Annotated in this window: 25 protein-coding genes and 1 pseudogene; 14 read left to right on the forward strand and 12 right to left on the reverse strand. The window is 43.1% G+C overall.

Going from position 1 to position 24,274, the window contains the following annotated elements; translation table 11 throughout:
• Positions 1–86 precede the first annotated feature (86 nt).
• Together EAE90_RS07745 and EAE90_RS07750 are read right to left on the reverse strand one after the other, a co-directional pair.
• Positions 87–371 carry a helix-turn-helix domain-containing protein gene (locus EAE90_RS07745; RefSeq protein ID WP_214053011.1) on the reverse strand — a complete coding sequence of 95 codons (285 nt, stop codon included), beginning with the start codon at positions 369–371 and terminating at the stop codon, positions 87–89.
• Positions 361–621, reverse strand: a complete 261-nt coding sequence (locus tag EAE90_RS07750) for a type II toxin-antitoxin system RelE/ParE family toxin (RefSeq protein WP_214053012.1) — start codon at positions 619–621, stop codon at positions 361–363. Before EAE90_RS07750 ends, EAE90_RS07745 begins: the two co-directional genes overlap by 11 nt.
• A 152-nt stretch (positions 622–773) precedes the next feature.
• Between EAE90_RS07750 and EAE90_RS07755 the strand changes: the two genes are divergently transcribed.
• Positions 774–1,034, forward strand: coding sequence for an antitoxin (locus EAE90_RS07755; protein WP_214053013.1), 261 nt, complete (start codon positions 774–776; stop codon positions 1,032–1,034).
• 41 nt (positions 1,035–1,075) lie between these two features.
• On the opposite strand, the gene hemL is transcribed toward EAE90_RS07755, so the two are convergent.
• Both hemL and EAE90_RS07765 read right to left on the reverse strand, forming a co-directional pair.
• The gene (hemL, locus tag EAE90_RS07760) at positions 1,076–2,359 is read right to left on the reverse strand and encodes a glutamate-1-semialdehyde 2,1-aminomutase (protein ID WP_214053014.1); all 1,284 of its coding nucleotides are present in this window, start codon (positions 2,357–2,359) and stop codon (positions 1,076–1,078) included.
• 50 nt (positions 2,360–2,409) lie between these two features.
• Positions 2,410–3,195, reverse strand: a complete 786-nt coding sequence (locus tag EAE90_RS07765; RefSeq protein ID WP_214053015.1) for a DUF1460 domain-containing protein — start codon at positions 3,193–3,195, stop codon at positions 2,410–2,412.
• Between the two features lie 346 nt (positions 3,196–3,541).
• Here EAE90_RS07765 and erpA point away from each other — a divergent pair, with 346 nt between their 5' ends.
• On the forward strand, positions 3,542–3,886 hold the full coding sequence (gene erpA / locus EAE90_RS07770; RefSeq protein ID WP_036781943.1) for an iron-sulfur cluster insertion protein ErpA: 345 nt from the start codon (positions 3,542–3,544) through the stop codon (positions 3,884–3,886).
• An 87-nt stretch (positions 3,887–3,973) separates the two neighbouring features.
• Here the strand turns inward: erpA and btuF are convergent, their stop codons facing one another.
• Positions 3,974–4,801, reverse strand: a complete 828-nt coding sequence (btuF, locus tag EAE90_RS07775; RefSeq protein ID WP_214053016.1) for a vitamin B12 ABC transporter substrate-binding protein BtuF — start codon at positions 4,799–4,801, stop codon at positions 3,974–3,976.
• Positions 4,802–4,896: 95 nt separating this feature from the next.
• Positions 4,897–5,598: a 5'-methylthioadenosine/S-adenosylhomocysteine nucleosidase gene (gene mtnN, locus EAE90_RS07780; RefSeq protein WP_214053017.1), complete on the reverse strand. Its 702-nt coding sequence runs from the start codon at positions 5,596–5,598 to the stop codon at positions 4,897–4,899.
• 126 nt (positions 5,599–5,724) lie between these two features.
• Here mtnN and dgt point away from each other — a divergent pair, with 126 nt between their 5' ends.
• A complete protein-coding gene (gene dgt / locus EAE90_RS07785) occupies positions 5,725–7,251 on the forward strand; it encodes a dGTPase (protein ID WP_214053018.1) in 1,527 nt (508 codons plus the stop codon).
• Here dgt and EAE90_RS07790 read toward each other — a convergent pair.
• On the reverse strand, positions 7,235–9,586 hold the full coding sequence (locus EAE90_RS07790; protein ID WP_214053019.1) for an ATP-binding protein: 2,352 nt from the start codon (positions 9,584–9,586) through the stop codon (positions 7,235–7,237). The two genes, dgt and EAE90_RS07790, sit on opposite strands and share 17 nt — an antisense overlap.
• 53 nt (positions 9,587–9,639) lie before the next feature.
• On the opposite strand from EAE90_RS07790, the gene rlmD reads away from it, so the two are divergent.
• From rlmD to mazG, 3 genes are read left to right on the forward strand one after another with little or no spacing between them, the layout of a single operon-like run.
• Positions 9,640–10,956 (forward strand): 23S rRNA (uracil(1939)-C(5))-methyltransferase RlmD, encoded by a 1,317-nt coding sequence (gene rlmD / locus EAE90_RS07795; RefSeq protein ID WP_214053020.1) that lies wholly within the window; start codon positions 9,640–9,642, stop codon positions 10,954–10,956.
• A 41-nt stretch (positions 10,957–10,997) separates the two neighbouring features.
• Positions 10,998–13,229: a GTP diphosphokinase gene (gene relA / locus EAE90_RS07800; protein WP_214053021.1), complete on the forward strand. Its 2,232-nt coding sequence runs from the start codon at positions 10,998–11,000 to the stop codon at positions 13,227–13,229.
• Positions 13,230–13,252: 23 nt separating this feature from the next.
• Positions 13,253–14,038 carry a nucleoside triphosphate pyrophosphohydrolase gene (gene mazG, locus EAE90_RS07805; protein WP_214053022.1) on the forward strand — a complete coding sequence of 262 codons (786 nt, stop codon included), beginning with the start codon at positions 13,253–13,255 and terminating at the stop codon, positions 14,036–14,038.
• 155 nt (positions 14,039–14,193) lie between these two features.
• On the opposite strand, the gene EAE90_RS07810 is transcribed toward mazG, so the two are convergent.
• The 5 genes from EAE90_RS07810 to EAE90_RS07830 are packed head-to-tail and all read right to left on the reverse strand — an operon-like array spanning position 14,194 to position 17,445.
• A complete protein-coding gene (locus EAE90_RS07810; RefSeq protein ID WP_214053023.1) occupies positions 14,194–14,916 on the reverse strand; it encodes an Imm52 family immunity protein in 723 nt (240 codons plus the stop codon).
• 59 nt (positions 14,917–14,975) lie between these two features.
• Positions 14,976–15,698 carry an Imm52 family immunity protein gene (locus EAE90_RS07815; protein ID WP_214053024.1) on the reverse strand — a complete coding sequence of 241 codons (723 nt, stop codon included), beginning with the start codon at positions 15,696–15,698 and terminating at the stop codon, positions 14,976–14,978.
• A 60-nt stretch (positions 15,699–15,758) separates the two neighbouring features.
• On the reverse strand, positions 15,759–16,481 hold the full coding sequence (locus tag EAE90_RS07820; RefSeq protein ID WP_214053025.1) for an Imm52 family immunity protein: 723 nt from the start codon (positions 16,479–16,481) through the stop codon (positions 15,759–15,761).
• 12 nt (positions 16,482–16,493) lie between these two features.
• Positions 16,494–17,096, reverse strand: a complete 603-nt coding sequence (locus EAE90_RS07825; RefSeq protein ID WP_214053026.1) for a restriction endonuclease fold toxin 5 domain-containing protein — start codon at positions 17,094–17,096, stop codon at positions 16,494–16,496.
• A 1-nt stretch (position 17,097) separates the two neighbouring features.
• Positions 17,098–17,445, reverse strand: a complete 348-nt coding sequence (locus EAE90_RS07830) for a hypothetical protein (RefSeq protein WP_214053027.1) — start codon at positions 17,443–17,445, stop codon at positions 17,098–17,100.
• A gap of 409 nt (positions 17,446–17,854) precedes the next feature.
• Between EAE90_RS07830 and pyrG the strand changes: the two genes are divergently transcribed.
• The 8 genes and pseudogenes from pyrG to EAE90_RS07870 all read left to right on the forward strand — a co-directional run bounded on the left by pyrG (position 17,855) and on the right by EAE90_RS07870 (position 24,070).
• A complete protein-coding gene (gene pyrG / locus EAE90_RS07835) occupies positions 17,855–19,492 on the forward strand; it encodes a glutamine hydrolyzing CTP synthase (protein WP_214053028.1) in 1,638 nt (545 codons plus the stop codon).
• A gap of 72 nt (positions 19,493–19,564) precedes the next feature.
• On the forward strand, positions 19,565–20,866 hold the full coding sequence (gene eno, locus EAE90_RS07840; RefSeq protein WP_036780494.1) for a phosphopyruvate hydratase: 1,302 nt from the start codon (positions 19,565–19,567) through the stop codon (positions 20,864–20,866).
• Positions 20,867–21,011: 145 nt separating this feature from the next.
• A complete protein-coding gene (locus EAE90_RS07845) occupies positions 21,012–21,167 on the forward strand; it encodes a type II toxin-antitoxin system antitoxin, RelB/DinJ family (protein ID WP_214053029.1) in 156 nt (51 codons plus the stop codon).
• A gap of 85 nt (positions 21,168–21,252) precedes the next feature.
• Positions 21,253–21,408, forward strand: coding sequence for a type II toxin-antitoxin system RelE/ParE family toxin (locus EAE90_RS07850; RefSeq protein ID WP_422615982.1), 156 nt, complete (start codon positions 21,253–21,255; stop codon positions 21,406–21,408).
• Positions 21,368–21,697 (forward strand): annotated as a pseudogene (locus EAE90_RS07855) (hypothetical protein); the annotation flags it as partial. The gene EAE90_RS07850 and the pseudogene EAE90_RS07855, both read left to right, overlap by 41 nt.
• Before the next feature lie 108 nt (positions 21,698–21,805).
• A complete protein-coding gene (locus EAE90_RS07860) occupies positions 21,806–22,213 on the forward strand; it encodes an aminotransferase class V-fold PLP-dependent enzyme (protein ID WP_246550503.1) in 408 nt (135 codons plus the stop codon).
• 22 nt (positions 22,214–22,235) lie between these two features.
• A complete protein-coding gene (locus EAE90_RS07865) occupies positions 22,236–23,414 on the forward strand; it encodes an MFS transporter (protein WP_214053030.1) in 1,179 nt (392 codons plus the stop codon).
• A 443-nt stretch (positions 23,415–23,857) separates the two neighbouring features.
• A complete protein-coding gene (locus tag EAE90_RS07870) occupies positions 23,858–24,070 on the forward strand; it encodes a helix-turn-helix domain-containing protein (RefSeq protein WP_214053031.1) in 213 nt (70 codons plus the stop codon).
• The last annotated feature ends 204 nt before the right edge of the window (positions 24,071–24,274 follow it).

The following is a 24,274-nucleotide window of genomic DNA, read 5'->3' on the forward strand; positions in this document are numbered from 1 at the left end:
CATCTGAATACGAATATGCCGCTGTATATACCCGTCATTCTTTACCATGAAGTTTGATTAAGATATCAGGTATTGGGATTAACGTATTATGCGATAGTAATTTTGAGATTTACTCCACAGGCTGCTGCATAGCGTTCAAGTGTTGCAATACTTGCTTTCATTGGGTTTTTTTCAACCTTAGCTACTGCCGGTGGAGTAATTCCTAGTCGTTCGGCTAACTGCGAACTATTAATACCTGCTTTCTGTTTCATGTTTTGAATGAGCTCGTAGAGTTCTTCTTCCTGTTTAGCTGCTTCATAAGCGGCCTGAGCTTTGGGGGATGAGAGGGCTTGCACCTTCACTTCTGAAAATGGAATACCCTTAACTTTCATCTGTCATTTCCTCTAATCTTTGTAATGCCAGTTTGATTTCTGTCGGTGGAGTCTTCGGGGTTTTCTTTATAAATGTGCGAAGTATATAAATTCTTCTTCCCTTAGCATAAGCAAAAATTGTTCTGGTGATGTCTTTGTTGCCTACTCTCAGTTGAAATAGACCGTCTCTTAGCGGCTCTGTTGTCGGATACCTCAACTTGTTCCCTTCAGCTTCTAGCTTATCAAGCGCCAGTATTGTTTTACCTCTCATTATGATTCAAGTTACGATATTTCAGTAGCAATCGTAGCGGTGAGTGTGACATCAAATTGATTTATCAGTTTATGATTATCAAATCTCTTTTGATTTATGTATCAAGATCTGTGATAGGATTTGGGATATTCCAATCAATATCAGGAGGTTGTATGAGTCAAAAAGCTAAATTGTTTATGGATGGGAAGAGTCAAGCGGTATGTTTGCCAGCAGCTTATCGGTTTGACTCTGATGAAGTTTTTATTCGAAAAGATCCTGAGACAGGGGATGTAATACTGTCCTGTAAGCCACACGATTGGGCTGGATTTTTTGCGGCATTGAAAGGGACAACTATTCCTAATGATTTTCTGAGTAAAGATGAGCGGTGTCAGCAAGAACAATCTTGTGATCCATTCGAAGGATGGAAAGAATAAGCGCCGTAAAAATACGGCGCTATTATTTGAAAATAAAGAAATTATTTCAACTTGGCGAAGCAGCGAGCGGCTGCATCAACAGTACGCTGAATATCTTCATCAGTATGAGCAATAGACATAAAACCCGCTTCAAATGCAGAAGGCGCTAAATAAACTCCTTCATCAAGCATCAGGTGGAAGAAATGTTTAAAACGCTCAATATCGCAATTCATCACATCCTGATAGCAAGTGACGGTTTCTGCATCAGTAAAGAAAATGCCGAACATACCGCCGACATGGTTAACCACCAGAGGAATATTGGCTGCTTTTGCTGCTTTCGTCAGGCCGGTAGCCAGATTATCTGTTAGCTCGGTTAAACGTTGATGTACACCGGGTTGAGACACTTCTTTCAGACAAGCAAGGCCAGCCGCCATTGCAATCGGATTGCCGGATAGGGTTCCCGCTTGATAGACAGGGCCAATTGGCGCTAATTTCTCCATTACTTCATAACGTCCACCAAAAGCGCCAACGGGCATACCGCCGCCAATGATTTTGCCAAGGCAAGTTATATCGGGTTCGACACCGTAATAAGATTGTGCGCCGGAGAGGGCGACGCGGAAACCGGTCATCACTTCATCGATAATCAACAGAGCGCCGAACTCATCACACAACGCGCGTAAACCGGGCAGGAATTCTGGTTGTGGCGGTACGCAGTTCATATTACCCGCAACCGGTTCGACAATAATACAGGCGATCTCTTGCGGATATTTTTCAAACGCTTCTCGAACTGAACTCAAATCATTATAAGTGCAGGTTAGCGTATGTTTGACGAAATCAACCGGAACCCCTGGCGAGTTGGGTTGGCCGATGGTCAACGCGCCAGAACCGGCTTTCACCAGCAGGCAATCAGCATGGCCGTGATAGCAACCTTCGAATTTGATGATTTTGTCGCGGTTGGTATAGCCACGAGCCAGACGGATAGCACTCATGGTTGCCTCCGTGCCTGAGTTAACCATGCGCACCATATCCATTGATGGCACCAGTTCAGTCACCAATTGCGCCATTTCCACTTCGGTGGCGGTGGGAGCGCCAAAACTCAATCCTTGCTCTGCGGCTTTGATCACGGCATTACGGATAGCGCTGTGGTTGTGTCCCAGCACCATTGGCCCCCAGGAACCGACATAATCGATATAGGCTTTACCGTCAACATCATAGAGATAAGCGCCATCAGCATGTTTGATAAACAGCGGAGTACCGCCAACACCATTAAATGCACGTACCGGAGAGTTGACGCCGCCGGGAATAAGTTGTTTTGCCTGAGAATAGAGGATGTCGGATTGGCTCATGAAAGGCTCCTGAATCTATTTTTAAGAGGGTTTGTCGTTTGCCACTCGGATTATAATGCTCTTAGAACGATAATTCCGGGTTTATTCTTTACGTAATCAAGAAATGGTGAATCGACAACTTTTTTATTCGCAGCAAGTGAGGATGCATTTCTCAGCATTGGGCCATGATCTGTCATAATAAAAATCCCGGTATGTGTGACATCCAGCCCGGCAAGATGGGTATATATTCCTATATAATCGCCTGTTCTTAGGTTCTTAATAACATCATCGTTGACTTTATCCCCTGGAATATATTTGATATCTCTTTGGGTAACACCAAGTCCGGGGATATATTCGTTGCCATCAGCCTTTTTATTCAGGCTTTTTGTGATTTTTATGTAAGAAGAACTTATTTCATCCGTTACATCTTTGGCATTTAACTTTTCTCTGGTTGACCAATCGGTAAAGAAGTGTTTTCTTTGCAAAAAGCTAATCTTTCCGTCGACATATCTTGTCTGGATGAGATTTTTTACAAAATCATTTTGGTCGTTGGATTTCCTTAACGATTCTACATAATCAAGGAAAGTAAAGCAGTCCAGCCCGTTGAAGTCGATAACTAATTTTTCAGGTTCAGTAGGGGAACCAATAAGTTTGTTGGCGACATAAGGCGTACCCAGAAATTGATAAGAGACGTTTTTTATTATTTCGCCTGGATTATCTTTGTTTTCCGGTTTTACTTGGTTTTCTATAATTTCATTAATTTTTTTCGAGGTATCGCTGTCAATATCGGCTTGTCTGCTATGAACGGCACAGCCTGCTAAGGTGACGATAAGCATAAGTGGCAACATTTTTCGCATAGGAACTCCATGTGATTACTTTGAAAAATATTCAATAAAGTAACTAATCATGATGATTAATCAACACTTTTTCCTTCTTACCGTTAATTGATTGATTAAGAGTTTAACTATAGTGGCGGTTTACTATCCTTTGAGGCTATCGTAAAAGAACAACATTTGTTGCTAAAGTATCATCGGATGGTCAGTAGTAAGCCTAAGGTGTGATAACTTTTTGGCGGTTGGTGTGTTACCAAAATGACAAAACTTGAACGAACCAATCAGGTATTGGATAATTCGAATTATTAATAATTGGCAAATTTTGTAGTCTCCTGAACATTTTTGCCGAGTTTTAGCTGGAGTAAAAATGATGAGCGATGATATCGCATTACCTTTGCAGTTTACGGATGCTGCTGCTAACAAAGTGAAAATCTTAGTTTCGGATGAAGAAAACCCAAACTTGCGTTTACGGGTTTATATCACCGGTGGAGGTTGCAGCGGTTTTCAGTATGGTTTTACCTTTGATGATCAAATAAATGAAGGTGATATGACCATTGAGAAGCAGGGAGTGGAGCTGGTTGTTGATCCGATGAGCCTACAATATTTAGTTGGCGGTTGTGTTGATTATACCGAAGGTCTGGAAGGTTCACGTTTTATCGTCACCAACCCTAATGCTAAGACAACTTGTGGTTGTGGTTCTTCTTTCAGTATCTGATTCCAGGCGATTCCCGCGATAGGTCTATGAATATCATATGACCTGTTTGCGGGATATTCCTGCCATCTTTTGAATGATTCTGATTGATCAGGAACCATCATCGTTCAATTGCTGGCATAGCTGTTCGGCGGCCAGAATAATGCGTGGTCCTGCGCGATGAAACCAATCTTCATGTAATGTAATTACTTTGGCACGTAATTGTGGATGCCAGAAATCTTCAATTAATTTCACCTGTTCCTGTCCACCGCTAATAACAATTATCTCAGGTTTCCTGATGAGTACTTGTTCACGACTGACTTGGGGCCAGGGGACGGGGCTATTGGCAAAAATATTTCTGCCGCCACAGATTGAAAGCACTTCACTTTGCAATGTATGTCCTGAAGCGGTGAACAGAGGATAAGTGCCGAATTGTAAAAAGACTGGTTTTGGTGTTAAAGCGACATATTTTTGTTGCAAATTGGCAAATCGTTGACGAAGTTCAGTCGCGGATTTTTTTGCTTGTTCTGGGTGAGGACTATATTCAGCTAGTCGTTCTAAATCCTGCGCTATCTGTTCGGTGGTTGTGGGATCGGAATAAAAGATTTTAATGCCAAAAGCAGCAAGTTGTTCTAGTGGACGTTGGGGATTACCGCCACGCCATGCCAGAATCAGATCAGGTTTAAGGGTAATAATACGTTCCAGATTGATACCTTGCCAGTTGGCTACTTGTTCAAGTTTACGGGCTTGAGGGGGATAATCAGAGTAAGCGCTGGCGGCAATCAAATTGTCGCCTAATCCGGCGGCGTAGGCTAATTCAGTGGTTGACGGAGATAAACTGATTACCCGTAAGGGAGTGGCATACAGAAAATGGCTGAAACTACTGAGAAACAGTAAAAGCGATAACCCAATTGAACTTGCGCTTTTTATCCATTTCATTGAGGAGTGCTCTTTAGAATTATGCTCTTGAAAACATTAAGTATGCCGCCCGCAAACACGCCCGAAAATATTAATCGGGGCGTGCCAGTAATATATTATTTATCTTTACTCAGTGTTGTCAGCATTGCGTTGACCATCAATGTAGATTGACGGGCTGCCACGGCAAGAAATTCATCAAAGCTGATATGAGATTCTTTATCTGCCACATCAGAGATAGCACGCACAACGACAAACGGAGTATTGTATTGGTGGCAGACATGCCCAATCGCTGCTGCTTCCATTTCTACCGCCGTCACTTGTGGGAACGTCGCCCGGATACGCGCCAGAGGTTCCGCGCCATTAATAAATGCATCACCACTGCAAATCAGCCCACGCACTGCGTTCAGATTCAGTGAATGAATACACTCTTCCGCCAGGGCAATTAACTGGTCATCCGCCACAAAAGCCGGGGGGCATTGTGCCATTTGACCGGGTTCATAACCGAAAGCGGTGACATCAGCGTCATGATAGCGAACTTCGCTGGATACCACGATATCACCGATTTGTAGCTTCGGATCAAGGCCGCCTGCCGATCCGGTGTTAATAATCACATCAGGCTGACAGTGTTCAAGCAGCAAAGTTGTACCAATTGCGGCAGAAACTTTACCAATACCGGATTTTAACAGTGCGATCTCCACGCCGTTGAGCTTACCGATATAGATTTCGCAACCACCTCGTGACAGTGTTTGGCAATCTTCAATTTGATCGCGCAGTAAAGTCACTTCTTGTTCCATAGCACCTATCACGCCTACTTTCATGATGTCATACTCGCTGTTGATTAATTAATCATATAAAATCATCCCATGTTTGAGTTTAACATTTAATTCGGAACAAGCAGATAATCTGTGATGTAAAACAGTGCTATCTCACAAGTCGGGGGATAAATGTCCGGGATAGACTTTAGTCAAAAGCTTAACTATCAGCGTAAATATCGTCAGTATCATATTGATCCTCATGATGAAGAGCAGGTTATTCGCCAGTTTGAAAGCGATCGTGGGCGGATTATGAATTCAGCGGCTATTCGTCGTTTACAGCAGAAAACTCAGGTTTTTCCACTGGAAAATAATGCCGCCGTTCGCAGTCGCTTGACGCATTCATTGGAAGTGCAACAGGTTGGACGCCATATTTCAAAAACGATTATTAATGAATTGAAAACGCGTAATTTGCTGGCCGATTACGGGTTGGATAAACGGCTATTATCATTTGAAAGTTTGATTGAAATGGCGTGTTTAATGCACGATATTGGTAATCCGCCATTTGGTCATTTTGGCGAAGCGGCAATTAAAGATTGGTTTGCCAGAAAACTCGACCTTAATTTTTCCCTGGAAAATATTAAGCGGGAAGATCAATGCGAAATTCCCGCATTGCGTTTGTGTGGTGATGTGAAAAAAGATCGCTTTCGTCGCCAGTTGCGTAAAGATCTATGTCAGTTTGAAGGGAATGCTCAAGCTATTCGTATGGTGCATAGCTTATTAAAACTCAATCTAACTTATGCTCAGGTTGGCTGTATTCTAAAATATACTTGTCCTGCTTTTCATCTTGAAGAAACACCAAATCAATTTGATTACTTGATGAAAAAACCGGGTTTTTATTGGTCGGAAGCGCATTTTGTGCGCGAATTACGTCGTGAGCTTAAAATGGGTGAATTCTGTCGCTTCCCACTGACTTATATTATGGAAGCGGCAGATGATATCTCTTATTGCATTGCTGATTTGGATGATGCTGTTGAAAAAGCGATTTTCAATGTCGATACCCTGATGAGATATTTGGAACAGGAGTGGCAAGAAAATGGCGGTCATCAGGCCGGGGATCTATTCGACGTAACGGTCAGAAAGGCGTACAAGGGAATTCATGGTAACGAATTACGTCGAAGTCAGCAGGACCAATTTTTTATGTATCTGCGGGTTTATATTACCGGCAAACTTGTGCCTTACACTGCTCGTCGTTTTATTGATCATCTGCCGGCTGTTTTTGCGGGTTCATTTAATCAAGCGCTACTTGAAGATAAGAGCGAGGAGCATCGGTTACTTAGGACATTGAAAAACATTGCTTGTAAGAGAGTGTTTAATCATCCAGAGATTGAAAAATTAGAGTTGCAGGGATACAGAATCATCAATGGGTTACTAGATTTTTATTATCCGTTATTGAAGATGTCCCGTCAGGATTTTGTGGAACTGAACCAGAACAATTTCCACAAAGATTATTTTATGGAAACCCGGTTGCTACACAAACTTTCTACCAAACATCGCCTGGCTTATGGTGAAGCAGTAGAGAAAATTGTTGCCACTGATCAAGCTGAAACAGACCTGATAGAATTCTATTATCGCGCTCGTCTTATTCAGGATTACATCAGTGGCATGACAGATAATTATGCTTATGAGGAGTATCGTAAGTTTATTGTGTGCAATTGATGTTATCGCCGCTATTTAATATTTTTTTTGCGGCGGTAAGTACATGATCAATTTCATCTGTCAGCTCCAACAATTCAGGTTCGATATCGGTTAATTGAACGCCTTGTTGTAATTGTTGTTCAATTAATTGGCATAGGGCTTTAAGTTGTGGCACGCCGCTATAACAGCAGCTACCGTGCAGTTTATGGATCTGCTGCTGATAATCTTCCACTATTTCCCCTGACAAAACTTTTTCTGTGATTGTTTTAATCGTTGGCAATAAATCTACCAACATTTGCAACATGCTTACAGCTATCTGTTCTTTTCCAATGGCCTGTTGTAGCGCTAATGGCCAGTTAATATGTTGTGATTTTGGCGTTTTGACGTAGCGATTTAACGTTGATCTCAGGCGATCTTCATCAAGAGGTTTGGTCAGGAAATCCTCAAATGGAGATTGATCTGTATCGCTCTTTGGTCGGCAAGTATAGGCTGTAACTGCAATGATCGGTGTACTGCGGTGTTGCGGTAGCTGATGGATGCTGTCAGAAGTACAGATGCCATCCATACCTGGCATATGAATATCCATCAGAATAACATCAAAATGGTGAGCGGTTGCTGACTGGAAAGCTTCTTTTCCACTGCGACATAGCACGGTTTTTTCCACGATTTCTTCCAGTAATGAGCCTATTAGTTTGAGGTTAGCTGGATTATCGTCAACGGCCATAACGGTCATCGGTAAACGTGGAGGATGGATAAGCGTCTTTTGTGGTACAACTGAGCCGGTTAGAATGAAATCGTCTTTTCCTAGCCATAAATCAAAACGGAAAACAGAACCTTTTTTCGGCTCACTGGTAAAACTGATATTTCCGCCCATTTCTTGGATCAATTTCCGTGTAATGACCAGACCGAGGCCGGTGCCGCCATAACGGCGGGAAATACTGGCATTTGCTTGATGGAAAGCTTGAAATAGATGAGGTTGCTGTTCAGGGCTGATACCAATGCCTGTATCGCTGACCGTAACCTCTAAATTGATTTTGTGGTGCTTCTGTTGTAACAGAGCTATCTTTATCTCCACAGAGCCCTGTTCAGTGAATTTAATCGCGTTACCGATGATATTGGTGAATATTTGCTGGAGGCGCGTAGGATCGCCTACAACCAGATTCGGTATTTGAGGATCAACATGATGAGTTAGCTGAATATTCTTACTTTTGGCACTGAGTGTCAGTAACACCATAACTTCATCAATCGTCTCTTGTAGCAGGAATGGAATGTTTTCCAATACCAATTTATCCGCTTCAAGCCGCGAAAAATCCAGTATGTCATTGATAATATTCAGTAGATGATTAGCGGAACGCTCGATAATATACAGATATTCAGTTTGCTGTATTGTTAAAGGTGTTTTCAGTGTTTGGCGGGTAAAGCCAATGACGCCATTAAGTGGTGTGCGTAATTCGTGAGACATGTTTGCCAGAAATTCCGTTTTTATTCTGGCCGCTTCTTGAGCGCGTTTTTTCGCTATTGCCAGCTCAACATTCTGAATTTCGAATTGCTCCATTGTTTCCCGCAGATCCGACGTTGCTTGATCGATATCGTTTTGCATCTCTTCTTTATAGCTGGAGAGCGATTTGGCCATTGCATTAATGCCATTTTTCAGCGTATCTAGTTCACCAAAATATTTCCCACTGACACGGCTGTCTAATTGTCCCTGGCGAATTCTATCAACAGTGCTGACGATATCGCTGATAGGTTTTGTGATCTTACGAACCAAATGGTAGGCGAACAGCGATGCCCAACCAAGACAAATGAGTAATAGTAAGATAAAAATAACGATTTCTTTATATTGCTGTAAGTGAGCGGACCGTAAATCAAGATCAATAGCGATATAACCAATCGGATGTAAAGATGGGGCGTCAGCATTCTGCTGATTCTGAGACAAATGGTGTTCTGAAATAATGGGGATGCGTAAAATAATACTATTTTTAATCTCCGTTTTTGTCAGGGTGATTGGCAGAGGCATATCTGGCGAGATCTGTAGTTGAGTTGCATTGTATTTATAGTTTGATATATCAAATAGCTGATTATCATCATTAAAAATGGCAATTGCCCGAACTATCTCAGAATTTCTGCGATGAAGCCGGGTTATCAATGAATTGACACGTTCACGGTTATGCAGGTTTATGCCAATTTCACTGGCGATGGAAAGGGGTTCAATAATACTGATCCCGGATCGAACAATTTGGTTTTTCAGTTCACGATGGTGATAACAGAGGAATGAGATACTGAAAAACATGCCAACCAGTAAAATTGGAATCAGGATCAGGCTCATCATGCGGATGCGTAAGCTATATTTGGTCATAATCGTCCATTATGGGAAAATAAGAACTTAATAATTCATAGTCCGTAAGAATCATGGTGCAATTTTATTCCCCCAATCGCCGAACAGTAAATCGACATATCATCACAGTCACTGCTGATAATCTGGATGCCCAGGGGCAGGGCGTAGCTCGCCATCAGGGTAAAACTATTTTTGTCGCCGGATTATTGCCCGGTGAGCAAGCACAGGTACAACTAACGGAAGAGAAGCGTCAGTTTGCAAAAGCAAAGTTGGTTAAGCGTCTATCTGACAGCCCATATCGTGTCAATCCCCGTTGTCCGCATTTTGGAGTATGTGGCGGTTGTCAGCAACAACATGTTGCGCCTGATTTACAACGTGAGAGTAAAGCCAGCGTCCTCGAACATCTAATTAGACGGGAAACCGGTGTAACGGTTTCTGCCAAGCCGGTGATTTTCGGTCCCGAATATGGTTATCGGCGCCGGGCAAGGCTTGGTTTACATTATCAAATAAAACAGCGCCGACTGGTGATGGGATTTCGTCAAAATCAATCCAATGAATTAGTTGCTATAAAAGAGTGCCCTGTTTTGCGACCTGAATTGGAACAGTTATTGCAGCCATTATCTCAGTGTCTGAATAACTTAAAAGCGGTTAAACGATTGGGGCATGTGGAATTGGTGCTGGCAGATAATGGTCCATTGGTAATATTGCGCCATCTTGATCCCTTGAAACGGGAAGATAAAGAGAAACTATGCACATTTTCCGTGCAACATAATGCTGCTGTCTATCTGGCAGCGGATGAAACCTCACTTGAATCGCTGAATGAACCGCAGGAACCTTGGTATCAAGTAGGTGACTTGAAACTGGTTTTCAGTCCAAGAGATTTCATTCAGGTTAATGATCAGGTGAATCAGCAAATGGTTGCTCAGGCGATAGCGTGGCTCGATTTGCAACCGAGTGACAGGGTGCTCGATCTGTTCTGTGGAATGGGGAATTTTACCTTACCTATTGGTCGCGTAGTGCAATCTGTGGTCGGAGTCGAAGGGGTTGCCACACTGGTGGCTAATGGGCAATATAATGCCAGATTAAATAATTTGGATAACATATCTTTCTGCCATGAGAACCTGGAAGCTGACATACATCATCAACCCTGGGCGAAATTGGGGTTTAACAAGGTCTTATTAGATCCGGCGCGTGCTGGTGCGGCAGGAGTCATGTCACACATTGTTGAGTTAGCCCCGGAAAAGGTGGTCTACGTCTCTTGTAATCCAACAACATTGGCGCGGGACAGTAAGATTCTGCTTGAGGCTGGCTATCAAATTATCAGTGTGAGGATGCTGGATATGTTTCCGCATACAGGTCATCTGGAGTCAATGGTGCTATTTAGTCGTTAGATCGTGGTTGGGTAGAAGCTATGAAGTAGTCGGGAGAGATTATGGTTGCGGTAAGAAGTGCTCATTTAACCCCTGCGGGAGAGTTTGCAGTAAACAGGTGGATCGCTAGTTTAAATGTAGCGAATCTTCAATTGGGTGAGAAATTAGCCGAAACCTGGCGTTATTGTCACGAAAAAGCGCAAAATCATCCTGATTCAGAACTTCTGTTATGGCGTGGTGTAGAGATGGTTGAGATCCTCTCTACGCTGAGTATGGATAGTGACAGTATGCGTGCTGCGCTGCTGTTCCCGTTAGTGGATGCCAAATTACTTGACGCTCAAACCGTCACTGAGGCGTTTGGTAGTGTGATTACCAATCTGGTGAAAGGCGTTATGGAAATGGATGCCATTCGCCAGCTAAAAGCCACTCATCACGACTCAATCTGCTCTGTACAGGTTGATAATGTTCGCCGGATGCTACTGGCAATGGTGGAAGATTTTCGTTGTGTCATTATCAAATTGGCAGAGCGGATTGCCCATTTGCGGGAAGTTAAAGAGGCGACTGAGGATGAGCGTGTATTGGCTGCGAAAGAGTGTTCCAACATTTATGCGCCGCTCGCTAACCGATTAGGCATTGGTCAACTTAAATGGGAACTTGAGGATTACTGCTTCCGTTACCTCCATCCTGATGAATATAAAAAAATTGCGAAATTACTGCATGAACGCCGCATTGATCGTGAGCAGTATATTGATCACTTTGTCAATACATTACGCAAGCATATGCTCAAGGAGGGCGTCACTACTGAGATATATGGGCGTCCTAAACATATCTACAGCATTTGGCGCAAAATGCAGAAAAAGTCACTGGCATTTGATGAGCTGTTTGACGTTCGGGCTGTGCGGATTGTGGTTGAACGTTTGCAAGATTGTTATGCGGCTCTGGGGATAGTACATACGCACTATCGTCATTTGCCGGATGAATTTGATGATTATGTTGCTAACCCGAAGCCGAATGGCTATCAATCCATTCATACCGTAGTACTTGGGCCGGGTGGTAAGACATTGGAAATCCAGATCCGTACCCGTCAGATGCATGAAGATGCAGAATTGGGAATCGCCGCCCACTGGAAATATAAAGAGGGGGCAATGGCGGGCAATCGTGCCGGATATGAAGGGCGCATTGCATGGCTGCGTAAACTGATCGCATGGCAGGAAGAGATGGCTGATTCTGGTGAGATGCTGGATGAAGTTCGCAGTCAGGTGTTTGATGATCGGGTATATGTATTTACACCGAAAGGCGATGTTATTGATTTACCTACCGGTTCTACGCCGCTGGATTTTGCTTACCATATTCACAGCGATGTGGGGCATCGTTGTATTGGGGCGAAAATCAGTGGTCGCATTGTGCCATTTAGCTATCAATTGCAAATGGGCGATCAGATTGAAATCATCACACAGAAACACCCGAACCCAAGTCGTGATTGGTTAAATCCAAACTTGGGATATGTCACCACAAGCCGTGGTCGGGCGAAAATCCATAACTGGTTCCGCAAACAGGATCGGGATAAAAACATTATCGCCGGTCGTCAGATGCTGGATAACGAACTGGAACACTTGGATATCAGCCTAAAAGAGGCGGAAAAGCTGCTCATTGCCCGTTATAACGTCCATACACTTGATGAAGTACTGGCGGGAATTGGCGTTGGTGATATCCGTATTAACCAGTTGGTCAATTTCTTACAAAGCAAACTCAAGAAAACCACCGCAGAGGATGCAGATCGGGAAGCGCTTCGCAATTTAGAGAATAAATCCCATCCACAGCGTAGTTCTGCTAAAGACGATGGGCGGATTGTGGTAGAAGGTGTGGGTAACTTGATGCATCACATTGCTCGTTGCTGCCAGCCCATTCCCGGCGATGAGATTGTCGGCTTTATCACTCGTGGTCGAGGAATCTCTATCCATTGGGTTGATTGTGAACAGTTGGCGGAGTTGCAGGCAAATGCGCCGGAAAGGGTGGTGGATGCGGTTTGGGGAGAGAGCTATTCCAGTGGTTACTCACTGATTGTGCGTGTTGTTGCGAACGATCGCAGTGGATTATTGCGTGATATCACCACGATCTTGGCTAATGAGAAAGTGAACGTGCTTGGGGTGAGTAGCCGTAGTGATGTAAAACAGCAGATTGCCACCATTGACATGAATATTGAGATTTATAACCTGCAAGTACTGGGGAGAATCTTAGCGAAAATCAATCAGTTACCGGATGTTATTGAAGCCAAACGCCTTCATGGCAACTGACCGCAGGAAAATTTGGATAAAAAATGAAATCATTTGCTATAGAACGGTTACTGGGGATTATGGCGCAGTTGCGCCATCCTCAACAGGGATGTCCTTGGGATAAACAACAGACATTCAAAACTATCGCGCCTTATACATTAGAAGAGACTTATGAAGTCATTGATGCCATTGAACGAGGTGATTTTTCTGATCTAAAAGAAGAGTTGGGCGATCTGTTATTCCAGGTGGTGTTCTATGCTGAAATGGGCAAAGAGCAACAGTTGTTTGATTTTGATGATATCTGCGACGCGATTAGCGACAAACTGGAGCGTCGTCATCCACATATTTTCGGTCAGCAGCAGGATATCAGCGGTGATGTGGCTATCAATGGTTGGGAAAAACGTAAGGCACAGGAAAGAGCGCAAAAAGATCTACATTCGGTCCTTGATGACATTCCGGCAAGTCTGCCGGCATTGATGAAAGCGTATAAAATACAGAAACGTTGTGCTGCGGTTGGTTTTGACTGGGATACTTTGGGGCCGGTTCTGGACAAAGTTTATGAAGAGATCGACGAAGTGATGGATGAGGCTCATCAGGCGGTGGTTGATCAACAGCATTTGGAAGAGGAGATTGGTGATCTATTGTTTGCCGTTGTGAATTTATCTCGCCATCTCGGATACAAACCGGAAATTGCATTGCAAAAAGCATGCAATAAGTTTGAGAACCGATTTAGAGAAGTAGAAAAGCAGATCCTGAACCAAGGTCACACTTTGGAAGCGGCAACATTGGAAGAAATGGAACAAATATGGCAACAAGTTAAGAAGCAATAATCGTAAAGAGTAGCATGAAAGCTGGTTGAGTAAAGAGATGGCAAACAGCCCAAGGGGGCTGTTATCAGCACGAAAAAAGCGGAAATGGAAAGTGGCGCTGATTCACGAAGAGATATCAAAAGAATGATGAAGAATAGAAAATTATCTCGTCGCTGTTAAACCTCAGTCATTAATGGCAGTAATCCCAGATTTAACAACTGAATTTCAACATCATTGGCTTTATTAATATCGTTCTGATTTTCGCCGTCAAAAATGCCTTTTTTGCTGATGATTAATGTGCCTAATTGCTCTTTATCATTTGCAATAGGCAAGATTTCATCTGCCATTGGTAACAATGAGCGGTCTATAACGAAGGGTAAATAAATCATCCAACCTGCACTTAACCTGTCGGGAAATATCTGATTTTGCTTCAAGGTATAACCGTTAGTTTCTACCATAATGTAGGGAGCATTACGGCTGAGAACTAAAAAGGTAATAAAATCAATTAACCGTGAAAGCTGAAAATCTTTTTCGTTAATATTGAGTCTTATTGTTATATTAGTTTGTCCTAACCTGTCACTACGATAGTTCTCATAAAATAGGGAACAGGCAAGATCATCATCTTCACCATCCCAAATACTTTTTCCCATAAAAGGAAAATTTTCTTTGTAATTTTTTTCGAATACCTGAACTGCTTTTTTCGTTGGATGCTGTCCTTCAAAAACAGGATGCTCTAATGCTTCCTTACGAGTGTGTCCAGTCAAAAACCAGGTTTTATGACGGCCAAAAAAGTGATCGATTTGCTGAGTAATTCGATACAAATCAACCAATACTATTTCGGGAGTTAAGGGTTCTTGCCGGTCAAAATACAACTCTATTTCTGGTGATAAAATAGCCATGCATTACCTCGTACTATCCAAATAAAGGGGGGTAAAGTACTGCCCTGATAAGGGCAGCATTAAACCTCAGTGATTAATGGCAGTAATCCCAGATTTAACAACTGAATTTCAACATCATTGGCTTTATCAATATCGTTCTGATTTTCGCCGTCAAAAATGCCTTTTTTGGTGATGATTAATGTGCCCAATTGCTCTTTATCATTGGCAATAGGCAAGATTTCATCTGCCATTGGTAACAATGAGGGGTCTATAACGAAGGGTAAATAAATCATCCAACCTGCACTTAACCTGTCGGGGAATACCTGATTTCGTTTCAAGGTATAGCCGTTAGTTTCCACCATAATGTAGGGAGCATTACGGCTGAGAACTAAAAAGGTAATAAAATCAATCAACCGTGAAAATTGAAACGCCTTTTCGTCAATATTGAGATCCATTCTTACCTTAATTTGTCCTAACCTGTCTCTACGATAGTTCTCATAAAATAGGGAACAGGCAAGATCATCATCTTCGCCATCCCAAATTTTTTTTCCTATAAAAGGGAAATCTTCTTTGTAACTTTTTTCAAATATTTGAAACGCTTTTTCCGTCGGGTGGTTCTCTTCAAAAACAAGGTGTTCCAATGCTTCTTTACGAGTATGACCAGTCAGATACCAAGTCTTATGACGCCCAAAAAAGTGATCGATTTGCTGAGTAATTCGATATAAATCAGTTAATACTATTTGAGGAGTTAAGGGTTCTTGCCGGTCAAAATACAGCTTTATTTCTGGTGATAAAATAGTCATATGTTGTTTCGTACTATCCGAATAAAAGAGTGTGAAATGCCTGCCTGATAAGGGTAGCGACTAAACCTCAGTAATTAATGGCAGTAATCCCAGATTTAACAACTGAATTTCAACATCATTGGCTTTATCAATATCGTCCTGATTTTCGCCGTCAAAAATGCTTTTTTTGCTGATGATTAATGTGCCTAATTGCTCTTTATCATTTGCAATAGGCAAGATTTCATCTGCCATTGGTAATAATGCGGGATCTATAACGAAGGGTAAATAAATCATCCAGCCTGCACTTAACCTGTCGGGAAATACCTGATTTCGTTTCAAGGTATAGCCGTTAGTTTCCACCATAATGTAGGGAGTATTACGGCTGAAAACCAAAAAGGTAATAAAATCAATTAACCGTGAAAATTGAAACTCTTTTTCATCAATGTTGAGATCTATTCTTATTTTGGTTTGTCCTAACCTGTCACTACGGTAGTTTCTGTAGGATATAGAACAGGCAAGGTCATCATCTTCACCATCCCAGATTTTTTGGACAATAAAAGGTGGTATTTCCTTATAATCCTTCTCAAATGCCTCTATTACCTTTTTCGTTGCCCCTTGTTCATCAAAGGCGGTGTGTTCTAATGCCTGTTTACGGGAGTGTCCGGGAAGAAACCAAGTCTTGTGATATCCAAAGAATAGATCAATCTGTTGCGTTATCTTATACAAATCAGTGAGTGCCATTTGTGGAGTCAACGATTCTTTCCAGTCAAAATACAGTTCTATTTCTAGTGATAAAATAGCCATTTATTACCTCGTCTATTTAATTAAAGGGGTGAGAAATACTTTAACGTTGGGATGCCCAGAGAATTCTTTCGAATAGTAAGTTGCACTCATAGGTTCCATAAAATGCCAGTGGGCGCGTGGAATGCCATTCAATGAAGTACATACTTCTTGTTGTCTACTAGCTTGCTTTATCATAGATTGATCTCCCGTCCACCACTCCATTGGCTTTCCCTTCCTAAAAAACTGATCATATTTCGCTTTGGATTCCAGAAACAGGCATGCTTTTGGGCGCCAGCCATCAAAACTGACTCCCAGACATTCCCATACCTGTATAAGTTTGGCGTCCGGTTTGTAAACGGTTTTAGCTATCTGGAGTTGATAATCAAGGGTAATCTGCGAATATGAACTGGTGCTCTCCCAGCCAGAACTCACTCTCTCAGTAGCTGGACACACCTTGCATTCTTCCCTTGTTGTACTGATCTCATCTGTTTGGGCTAGCGATTCCTCTTTTTCATCCTCTTTTGTCATCTCTTCAACACCGAGGCCAACCCCAACGCCGACTAATATGCCCGCAAGGGCTGATGCCGCATATTCGGCAGCAGTCAGGGCTGCCGGGACTAACAGAGGTAAAGGCATGTTAATTGCTCCTTTTCAACAACTTATCTATTATTCTCAGGATATCTTTGTATTGTTGTTCCGGGTTTTCTCCTGTTTCAAGGGCATTTTTGATTTCTGGCGCATCATGGAAATTAAGATTGAAGGCGGTTAAATAAAGGTATGATTTAATCAGCTTTTTATTTCTAAATCCTAGGTCGTCGATTAGATATCGATATGCCTCTTTCAGTCGCTTATGCAAATTTTTCTCATCCTCATGCACAACCAAGTCGGCATGTTCTGACAAAATGCATTGCCTGATTTTTTCAATATAAGTATTGTCCTCTGCATCAATAATTTTATCGAATTGTTCCTGGGTCAGTATAATCATGGCACCGCTCCTTAAATCATAAGCGACTGTTACCTATAATGGGGCCTTTGGGTTGAGTGTGATTTAGATGAAATGATCACTATAGAAGCAATAATACTGTTTTTTAATCAATTAAAGCAATAAAATCATCCGACATTGAGAATAAACAGGCACGATTGACTTCATGGAAAATAAAGTTTGTGTCTGTGCTCATGTTGACATTGACAATGCTATGAAGGGGCTGTTATCCATGTACAACGAATGAACCGGCTATGCTTAAGTAGAGATGGGGTTAATGTGGGACAACAAAATGCGGGAAAAGTACCTTAATTTGCGTTCAGATTATTTGTGGCAAATTTAAGGTTCGGGTATACTGCTTTCCCGTCCTGGTTATATCCATCATCTTTAAACCTAAACTTTCAGGTTCAGCATGAAAACTAATTATATTTTTGTGACCGGCGGGGTCGTATCCTCTCTGGGTAAAGGCATTGCCGCAGCCTCTTTGGCGGCTATACTCGAAGCCCGTGGACTCAATGTCACGATTATGAAACTGGACCCGTACATCAATGTCGATCCAGGTACGATGAGCCCAATCCAACATGGGGAAGTCTTCGTTACCGAAGACGGTGCTGAAACTGATCTCGATTTAGGTCACTATGAGCGTTTCATCCGCACTAAAATGACTCGCCGCAATAATTTTACGACGGGGCGGGTTTATTCCGAAGTGCTGCGCAAAGAGCGCCGTGGCGACTATTTGGGGGCAACCGTTCAAGTTATTCCTCACATCACTAATGAAATCAAAGATCGCATCATCAGTGGTGGTGAAGGTCATGATGTGGTGCTGGTGGAAGTTGGCGGTACGGTCGGTGATATCGAATCGTTGCCATTCCTTGAAGCCATTCGCCAAATGGCAGTCGAAGTTGGCCGTGAACACACTTTATATCTGCATCTGACACTGGTGCCTTATTTGGCGGCGGCTGGCGAAGTCAAAACTAAACCGACTCAGCACTCGGTAAAAGAGCTGCTTTCTATCGGTATTCAACCGGATATTCTGATCTGCCGTTCAGATCGCGTCATCCCGGCTAACGAACGGGCAAAAATCGCGCTTTTCTGTAATGTGCCGGAGAAAGCGGTTATCTCCCTAAAAGACGTTGATTCCATTTATAAAATCCCAGGGCTATTGAAATCTCAAGGCTTAGATGATTATATTTGTAAACGATTCAGCCTCGATTGCCCGGAAGCAAATTTGTCCGAATGGGAGCAGGTCATTTACGAAGAAGCTAACCCTTCTGGTGAAGTCACTATTGGGATGGTGGGTAAATACGTTGAATTGCCTGATGCGTACAAATCCGTGATTGAGGCATTGAAGCACGGTGGATTGAAAAATCGTCTGACGGTTAATATCAAACTGCTTGATTCTCAGGATGTTGAAACTCGTGGTGTTGAATTATTGAAGGGACTGGATGCGATTCTGGTTCCTGGCGGCTTCGGTGGTCGTGGTGTGGAAGGCAAAATCATGACAGCCCGTTATGCTCGTGAGAACAAAATTCCTTATCTGGGGATCTGTCTCGGCATGCAGGTGGCATTGATTGAATTCTCTCGCCATGTTGCGGGCATGGAGAAAGCCAGCTCAACAGAATTTGAGCCGGATTGCCGGTTCCCGGTTGTTGGTCTAATCACCGAATGGCGTGATGAAGACGGTAATTTAGAAGTGCGCAGCGAAGAGAGTGATCTCGGTGGAACAATGCGTGTGGGTGGTCAACCATGCCACCTGACAAAAGATAGCTTAGTGCGCACCTTGTATGGGGCAGATACGATTGTTGAGCGTCATCGTCATCGTTATGAAGTGAATAATTTACTATTGAAACGTATTGAAGATGCTGGTCTTCGGGTAGCGGGTCGTTCAGTAGACAATAAATTAGTCGAAATTATTGAGATCCCAGACCATCCTTGGTTCGTGGCTTGTCAGTTCCACCCAGAATTTACTTCCACTCCTCGTGATGGCCATCCATTGTTTACTGGTTTTGTTAAAGCCGCCGGTAAATATCAGAAAGGCCAGCTCAAATAAGATGTGCAGTGAGTGGCGGTATGAAGTATTCCGTCACTTACCTGAAATGTAACTTGTACTGAGGAAAACCTAATGTCCAAAATCGTTAAAGTGATCGGTCGTGAAATCATTGACTCCCGCGGCAACCCAACCGTAGAAGCAGAAGTGCATCTGGAAGGGGGATTTGTGGGTTTAGCGGCTGCGCCCTCTGGTGCATCTACCGGTTCTCGCGAAGCGTTGGAACTGCGTGACGGTGACAAATCCCGTTTTATGGGTAAAGGTGTATTGAAAGCTGTTGATGCAGTGAATGGCCCGATTGCACAGGCAGTTATCGGTCAGGATGCTAAAGATCAGACTAACATCGACAGAATCATGATCAACTTGGATGGTACTGAAAATAAATCCAAATTCGGTGCTAACGCGATTCTGGCGGTTTCTCTGGCTAACGCTAAAGCAGCAGCAGCGGCGAAAGGCATGCCGTTGTACGAGCACATTGCTGAATTGAATGGCACTCCGGGTAAATTCTCTATGCCATTGCCGATGATGAACATCATCAATGGTGGTGAACACGCGGATAACAACGTTGATATCCAGGAATTTATGATTCAGCCGATTGGTGCAAAAACGTTGAAAGAGGCGGTGCGTATCGGTTCTGAAGTTTTCCATAGTTTGGCTAAAGTTCTGAAAGCGAAAGGTATGAGCACTGCGGTTGGTGACGAGGGGGGCTATGCGCCTAACCTGGAATCTAACGCGGCTGCACTGGCTGCTATTAAAGAAGCGGTAGAACAAGCCGGTTATGTTTTGGGTAAAGATGTCACTTTGGCTATGGATTGCGCCGCTTCTGAATTCTACAACTCAGAAACCGGTAACTACGAACTGAAAGGCGAAGGTAAAACTTTTACTTCTCAAGAGTTCACTCATTACCTGGAAGATTTGACCAGAAAGTACCCGATTGTTTCTATCGAAGATGGATTGAATGAATCTGACTGGGAAGGGTTTGCTTACCAGACAAAAGTGTTGGGCGAAAAAATCCAGTTGGTTGGCGACGACCTGTTTGTCACCAATACCAATATTCTGAAAGAAGGTATTGAGAAAGGCATTGCTAACTCCATTCTGATCAAATTCAACCAGATTGGTTCTCTGACAGAAACACTGGCAGCGATTAAAATGGCAAAAGACGCAGGTTACACGGCGGTAATTTCTCATCGTTCTGGTGAAACGGAAGATGCGACTATTGCTGATCTGGCAGTAGGGACTGCGGCAGGCCAAATCAAAACCGGTTCTATGAGCCGTTCTGATCGCGTTGCTAAATACAACCAGTTGATCCGTATTGAAGAAGCTTTGGGTAATCGTGCTCCTTTCTATGGCCTGAAAGAAGTAAAAGGTCAGGCTTAATCGGTAAGTATTAGTTAAACAGGAGGGGTAAAACCCTCCTTTCAAAGAATACAGATGCAAGAACTGATTTGTTTGGCAGTTTTGATGTGTTGAGTATTTCTTATCATTTTGTCGGTAGTGGAACAACGACTATATAAAAGTGAATATGGTTATTAATCGATTAACCGCAGAAGGTCGGCTGCCGGATGGGTTGCTGCAACCGAATAGCGAGACGTTACAGGCAATTCATGATCTAGAAAACGGGATAGGTATTCACCGTGCCAACACGCTTGATGAATTAAAAAGTGATTTAGGTTGGTAATAAGTGCTGATTTTCGTTTATCAAAGCCGATTTAAAAAAGGATGCCAAAAAGTACGTCAACAATAAAAAAGCGCAAGAAATCATTATGAAAACCCTTGCGCTTTTGCAAACCTGCCAGCCATTACCACCGAAGTATAAAGAACACCGCCTGAATGGTAACTATATTGGTTATTTGGAATGTCATGGAGCACCGGATTTACTTCTTACCCGTAACAGAAAAATATCAGATTCCGCTCAGTGAAATACGTGTTATTCACGAAGATTCAGCCAGGCAGCACCTTGTCCACATTCTAGCTTCCGGAGAAATACCTGAAACCATCACCCGGCGGATGGTGTCCAAAAACCTTGCTGACGGCAAATCGCTGACATCAGATGTTTCTTACGAAGAGCCAACTCAGAAACTTACCTGTGCGGCAATTACGAAGGAATATTTTGAGAAAGCCACAGGTGGTAACAAAGGCTCAGACGCTATTCTGGAGGTATTCTTTGAGGACTGCGCTTGGTCGAGAGCTTTGGCATATGTGCGTGGATAAAAATATAACCCTCGCTCCTCTCATTGTTGGCGGGGGACATGAGCGAGGCTTACGCCTGGAACCCTTAACGTTCCGGGGATAGTAGGCTTCGGGCGTGCCGTCGAACTGTCTGTTAAAAACTTGCCTGATGAGTCGATGAGGTTACGTTATTTAAGGGATTTACTTCGGTCATATATTATCGAGAATGTGGCTGACGTTCGGATAAACGGGCATCTCACCGAATGCCTTCCCTGTCTGTTAAATGTCTCCTTCAACGGCTTGGATGCTGATTCGCTTTTGCTGGAGCTTTCCGAGATTGCGTTGTCCTCTGGGTCTACATGTACATCCGTTAACAGGGCGCCATCACATGTATTGAAGGCAATAGGACTCAACGATGCTCAGGCTCAAGCCAGTGTGCGTTTCGGGCTAGGAAGATTTAATAATGAAGACGAGATACGGTATGTTTGTCTCCGTCTACAAAAAGCGGTGAATAAACTGAGGTCGATGGCGCCAAAGCCATTCGGCGTCCTGTAATAATTAAGATGGAGTTAGACTCATGCGAACAATGTCGGCACTTTTTCTCCTGTTCGGAACCCTGTTCACTGCTGGGGGATATGGCGCCACCTTTCTTATTTCCGCGTATTTTCGGTTACAAGGGGGGAGTGACATTGACACGGGGACGACCCTTAGCGTGGCTTTGGTTGGCACCTTGATTGGCGTTCCTTTGGTCGGATGGTTTGCCGGTCAATTGGAAGCATCGCGTCTTGCAGCCCTCGCGGCGTTAGCGATGTCTTGTGGTTATTTTCTTTTAGGCGGTTTCAGCGGTGAACTGAGTTACATCCCGCGTATCGCGGCGTTCTTGATTGGACTTGGTTGGGGAATGTTCTATATCAGTGGGCCTATGGCATTGTCGGAGCGTGTCACTGACGCTGACAGGGGTCACTGGTTTACTCGTTTCAGCGCATTTCAAATGGCTGGGATTTGCGGTAGTCCCATCCTTCTCGCTGCGGCGGTTGAACAGGCAGGAGTGCCCATCCGAATAACATTTCTCTTTGTTGGCGTTATTGGCATCCTCGCCTCACTACTTCTGGCGACCTTTGGGATCAAAGAGCCGCATGGTCAACGGGAGTTATCACTGAGACCTTGGGTGAAAAAAATAACCAAGATTGCTGCCAGTAGTGCGATCCGTCCTATTGTGATGGTGGGTCTGGGAGGCGGCGTATTCTCTGGGATGATGTCGTTCCAGAGCTCGTTGGTTGAAGGGACTCAAGCAAATGCAAGTACATTCTTTGCTGTACATGCAGCGACTGTGGTTGTAGCGCGGCTTTTGCTAGCCCGCTGTTTATCGACGATGCCCCGTATCCCGTTAGTCATTGTACTGATGTTATTCTTAATCATGGGCATTCTGGCTTTGCTAGGCATACCGGTTCACCCTATGTTTCAGATTGTGGCGGCCATGTTAACGGGGATAGGTTATGGATTGGTGTATCCCGTTATTCAAACATGGGCAGTAAACGACTCTGCGCTTGAGAACCGTCATGCGGCCCTTACTTGGTTCGTTGTCGCTTACTTTGTGGGGATATTTGGATTTCCAGCGATAGGAGGATGGATATTAGTTGGCGCGGGCAAGACCTTATTTATCCTAACTTTAGCCGCAATAGCGTCTCTTGAACTTATGGTGGCAATATTGGGAGGACGGTGGTTTTATCGCATTAAGGGCAGGTTAACGGCATAGAATGAAGCACGTTAACAGTCATTCAGCCAGTCGATAATTATCGATTGGCTTTGCTGTTGTGCAGGCAATTTTTCGATGGCTATAAAGTATTAATTGGTGTTATTCCTCGTCATTGAAGCGCTTTTTTAGGATGTTCGCTAATGTATTTAATGCGCTTCCAACATTTCCCAAAATAACTAAACTTTTTAAACATTCTAGTATCCATAAAAGAACATTTCTTAACAATTAACGTTCATTTATGACCTTTTAGCTGTTAGATATAAATGTTCCTATTCGGAGAATATTTGGCTGTACTTAGCGGAGTTTAACGTTTTAGTACAGTTGTTTTTTATATTCCGCACCAGTGCGGACTCAGGGAAAAAGCTGTAACAATATAAAAATATTAATCTAAAGAGAGTATGAATATAGCACCTTGAATAACCAAACTGAGAGGAGAATCAGGAATGATTGTAAAAAACGACTGGCACCCGGCTGATATTATTGCAGAGCTTAAAAAGCGGGGAACGTCGTTATCTGCTATTTCAAGAGAAGCGGGGCTTGCATCATCCACTTTATCAAATGCTTTGCACCGTCCGTGGCCTAAAGGTGAGCAGCTCATTGCTACCGCTTTAAATTGTGAGCCTTTCGAAATATGGCCAAGCAGATATTCAAAGTGAATTAAAATAAACTTCTCGAAAAAAATTCAATGAGAAGAGATTAAATACCTGAAACTTTCATGGTGTTTTGTGGAAAGTTTCAGGTATGATCATAAGATTAAAATAGAGTTATTAACGTTACGCCTTGATGTTTGTCATAATTAATTTTTCTGCATCAATTATTTAATTTTTTGCATTATGCTGACATTCCTCTTTATATTTCTG

This window comes from Photorhabdus caribbeanensis, from assembly GCF_018448885.1.
GTDB classification, from domain to species: Bacteria; Pseudomonadota; Gammaproteobacteria; order Enterobacterales; family Enterobacteriaceae; genus Photorhabdus; species Photorhabdus caribbeanensis.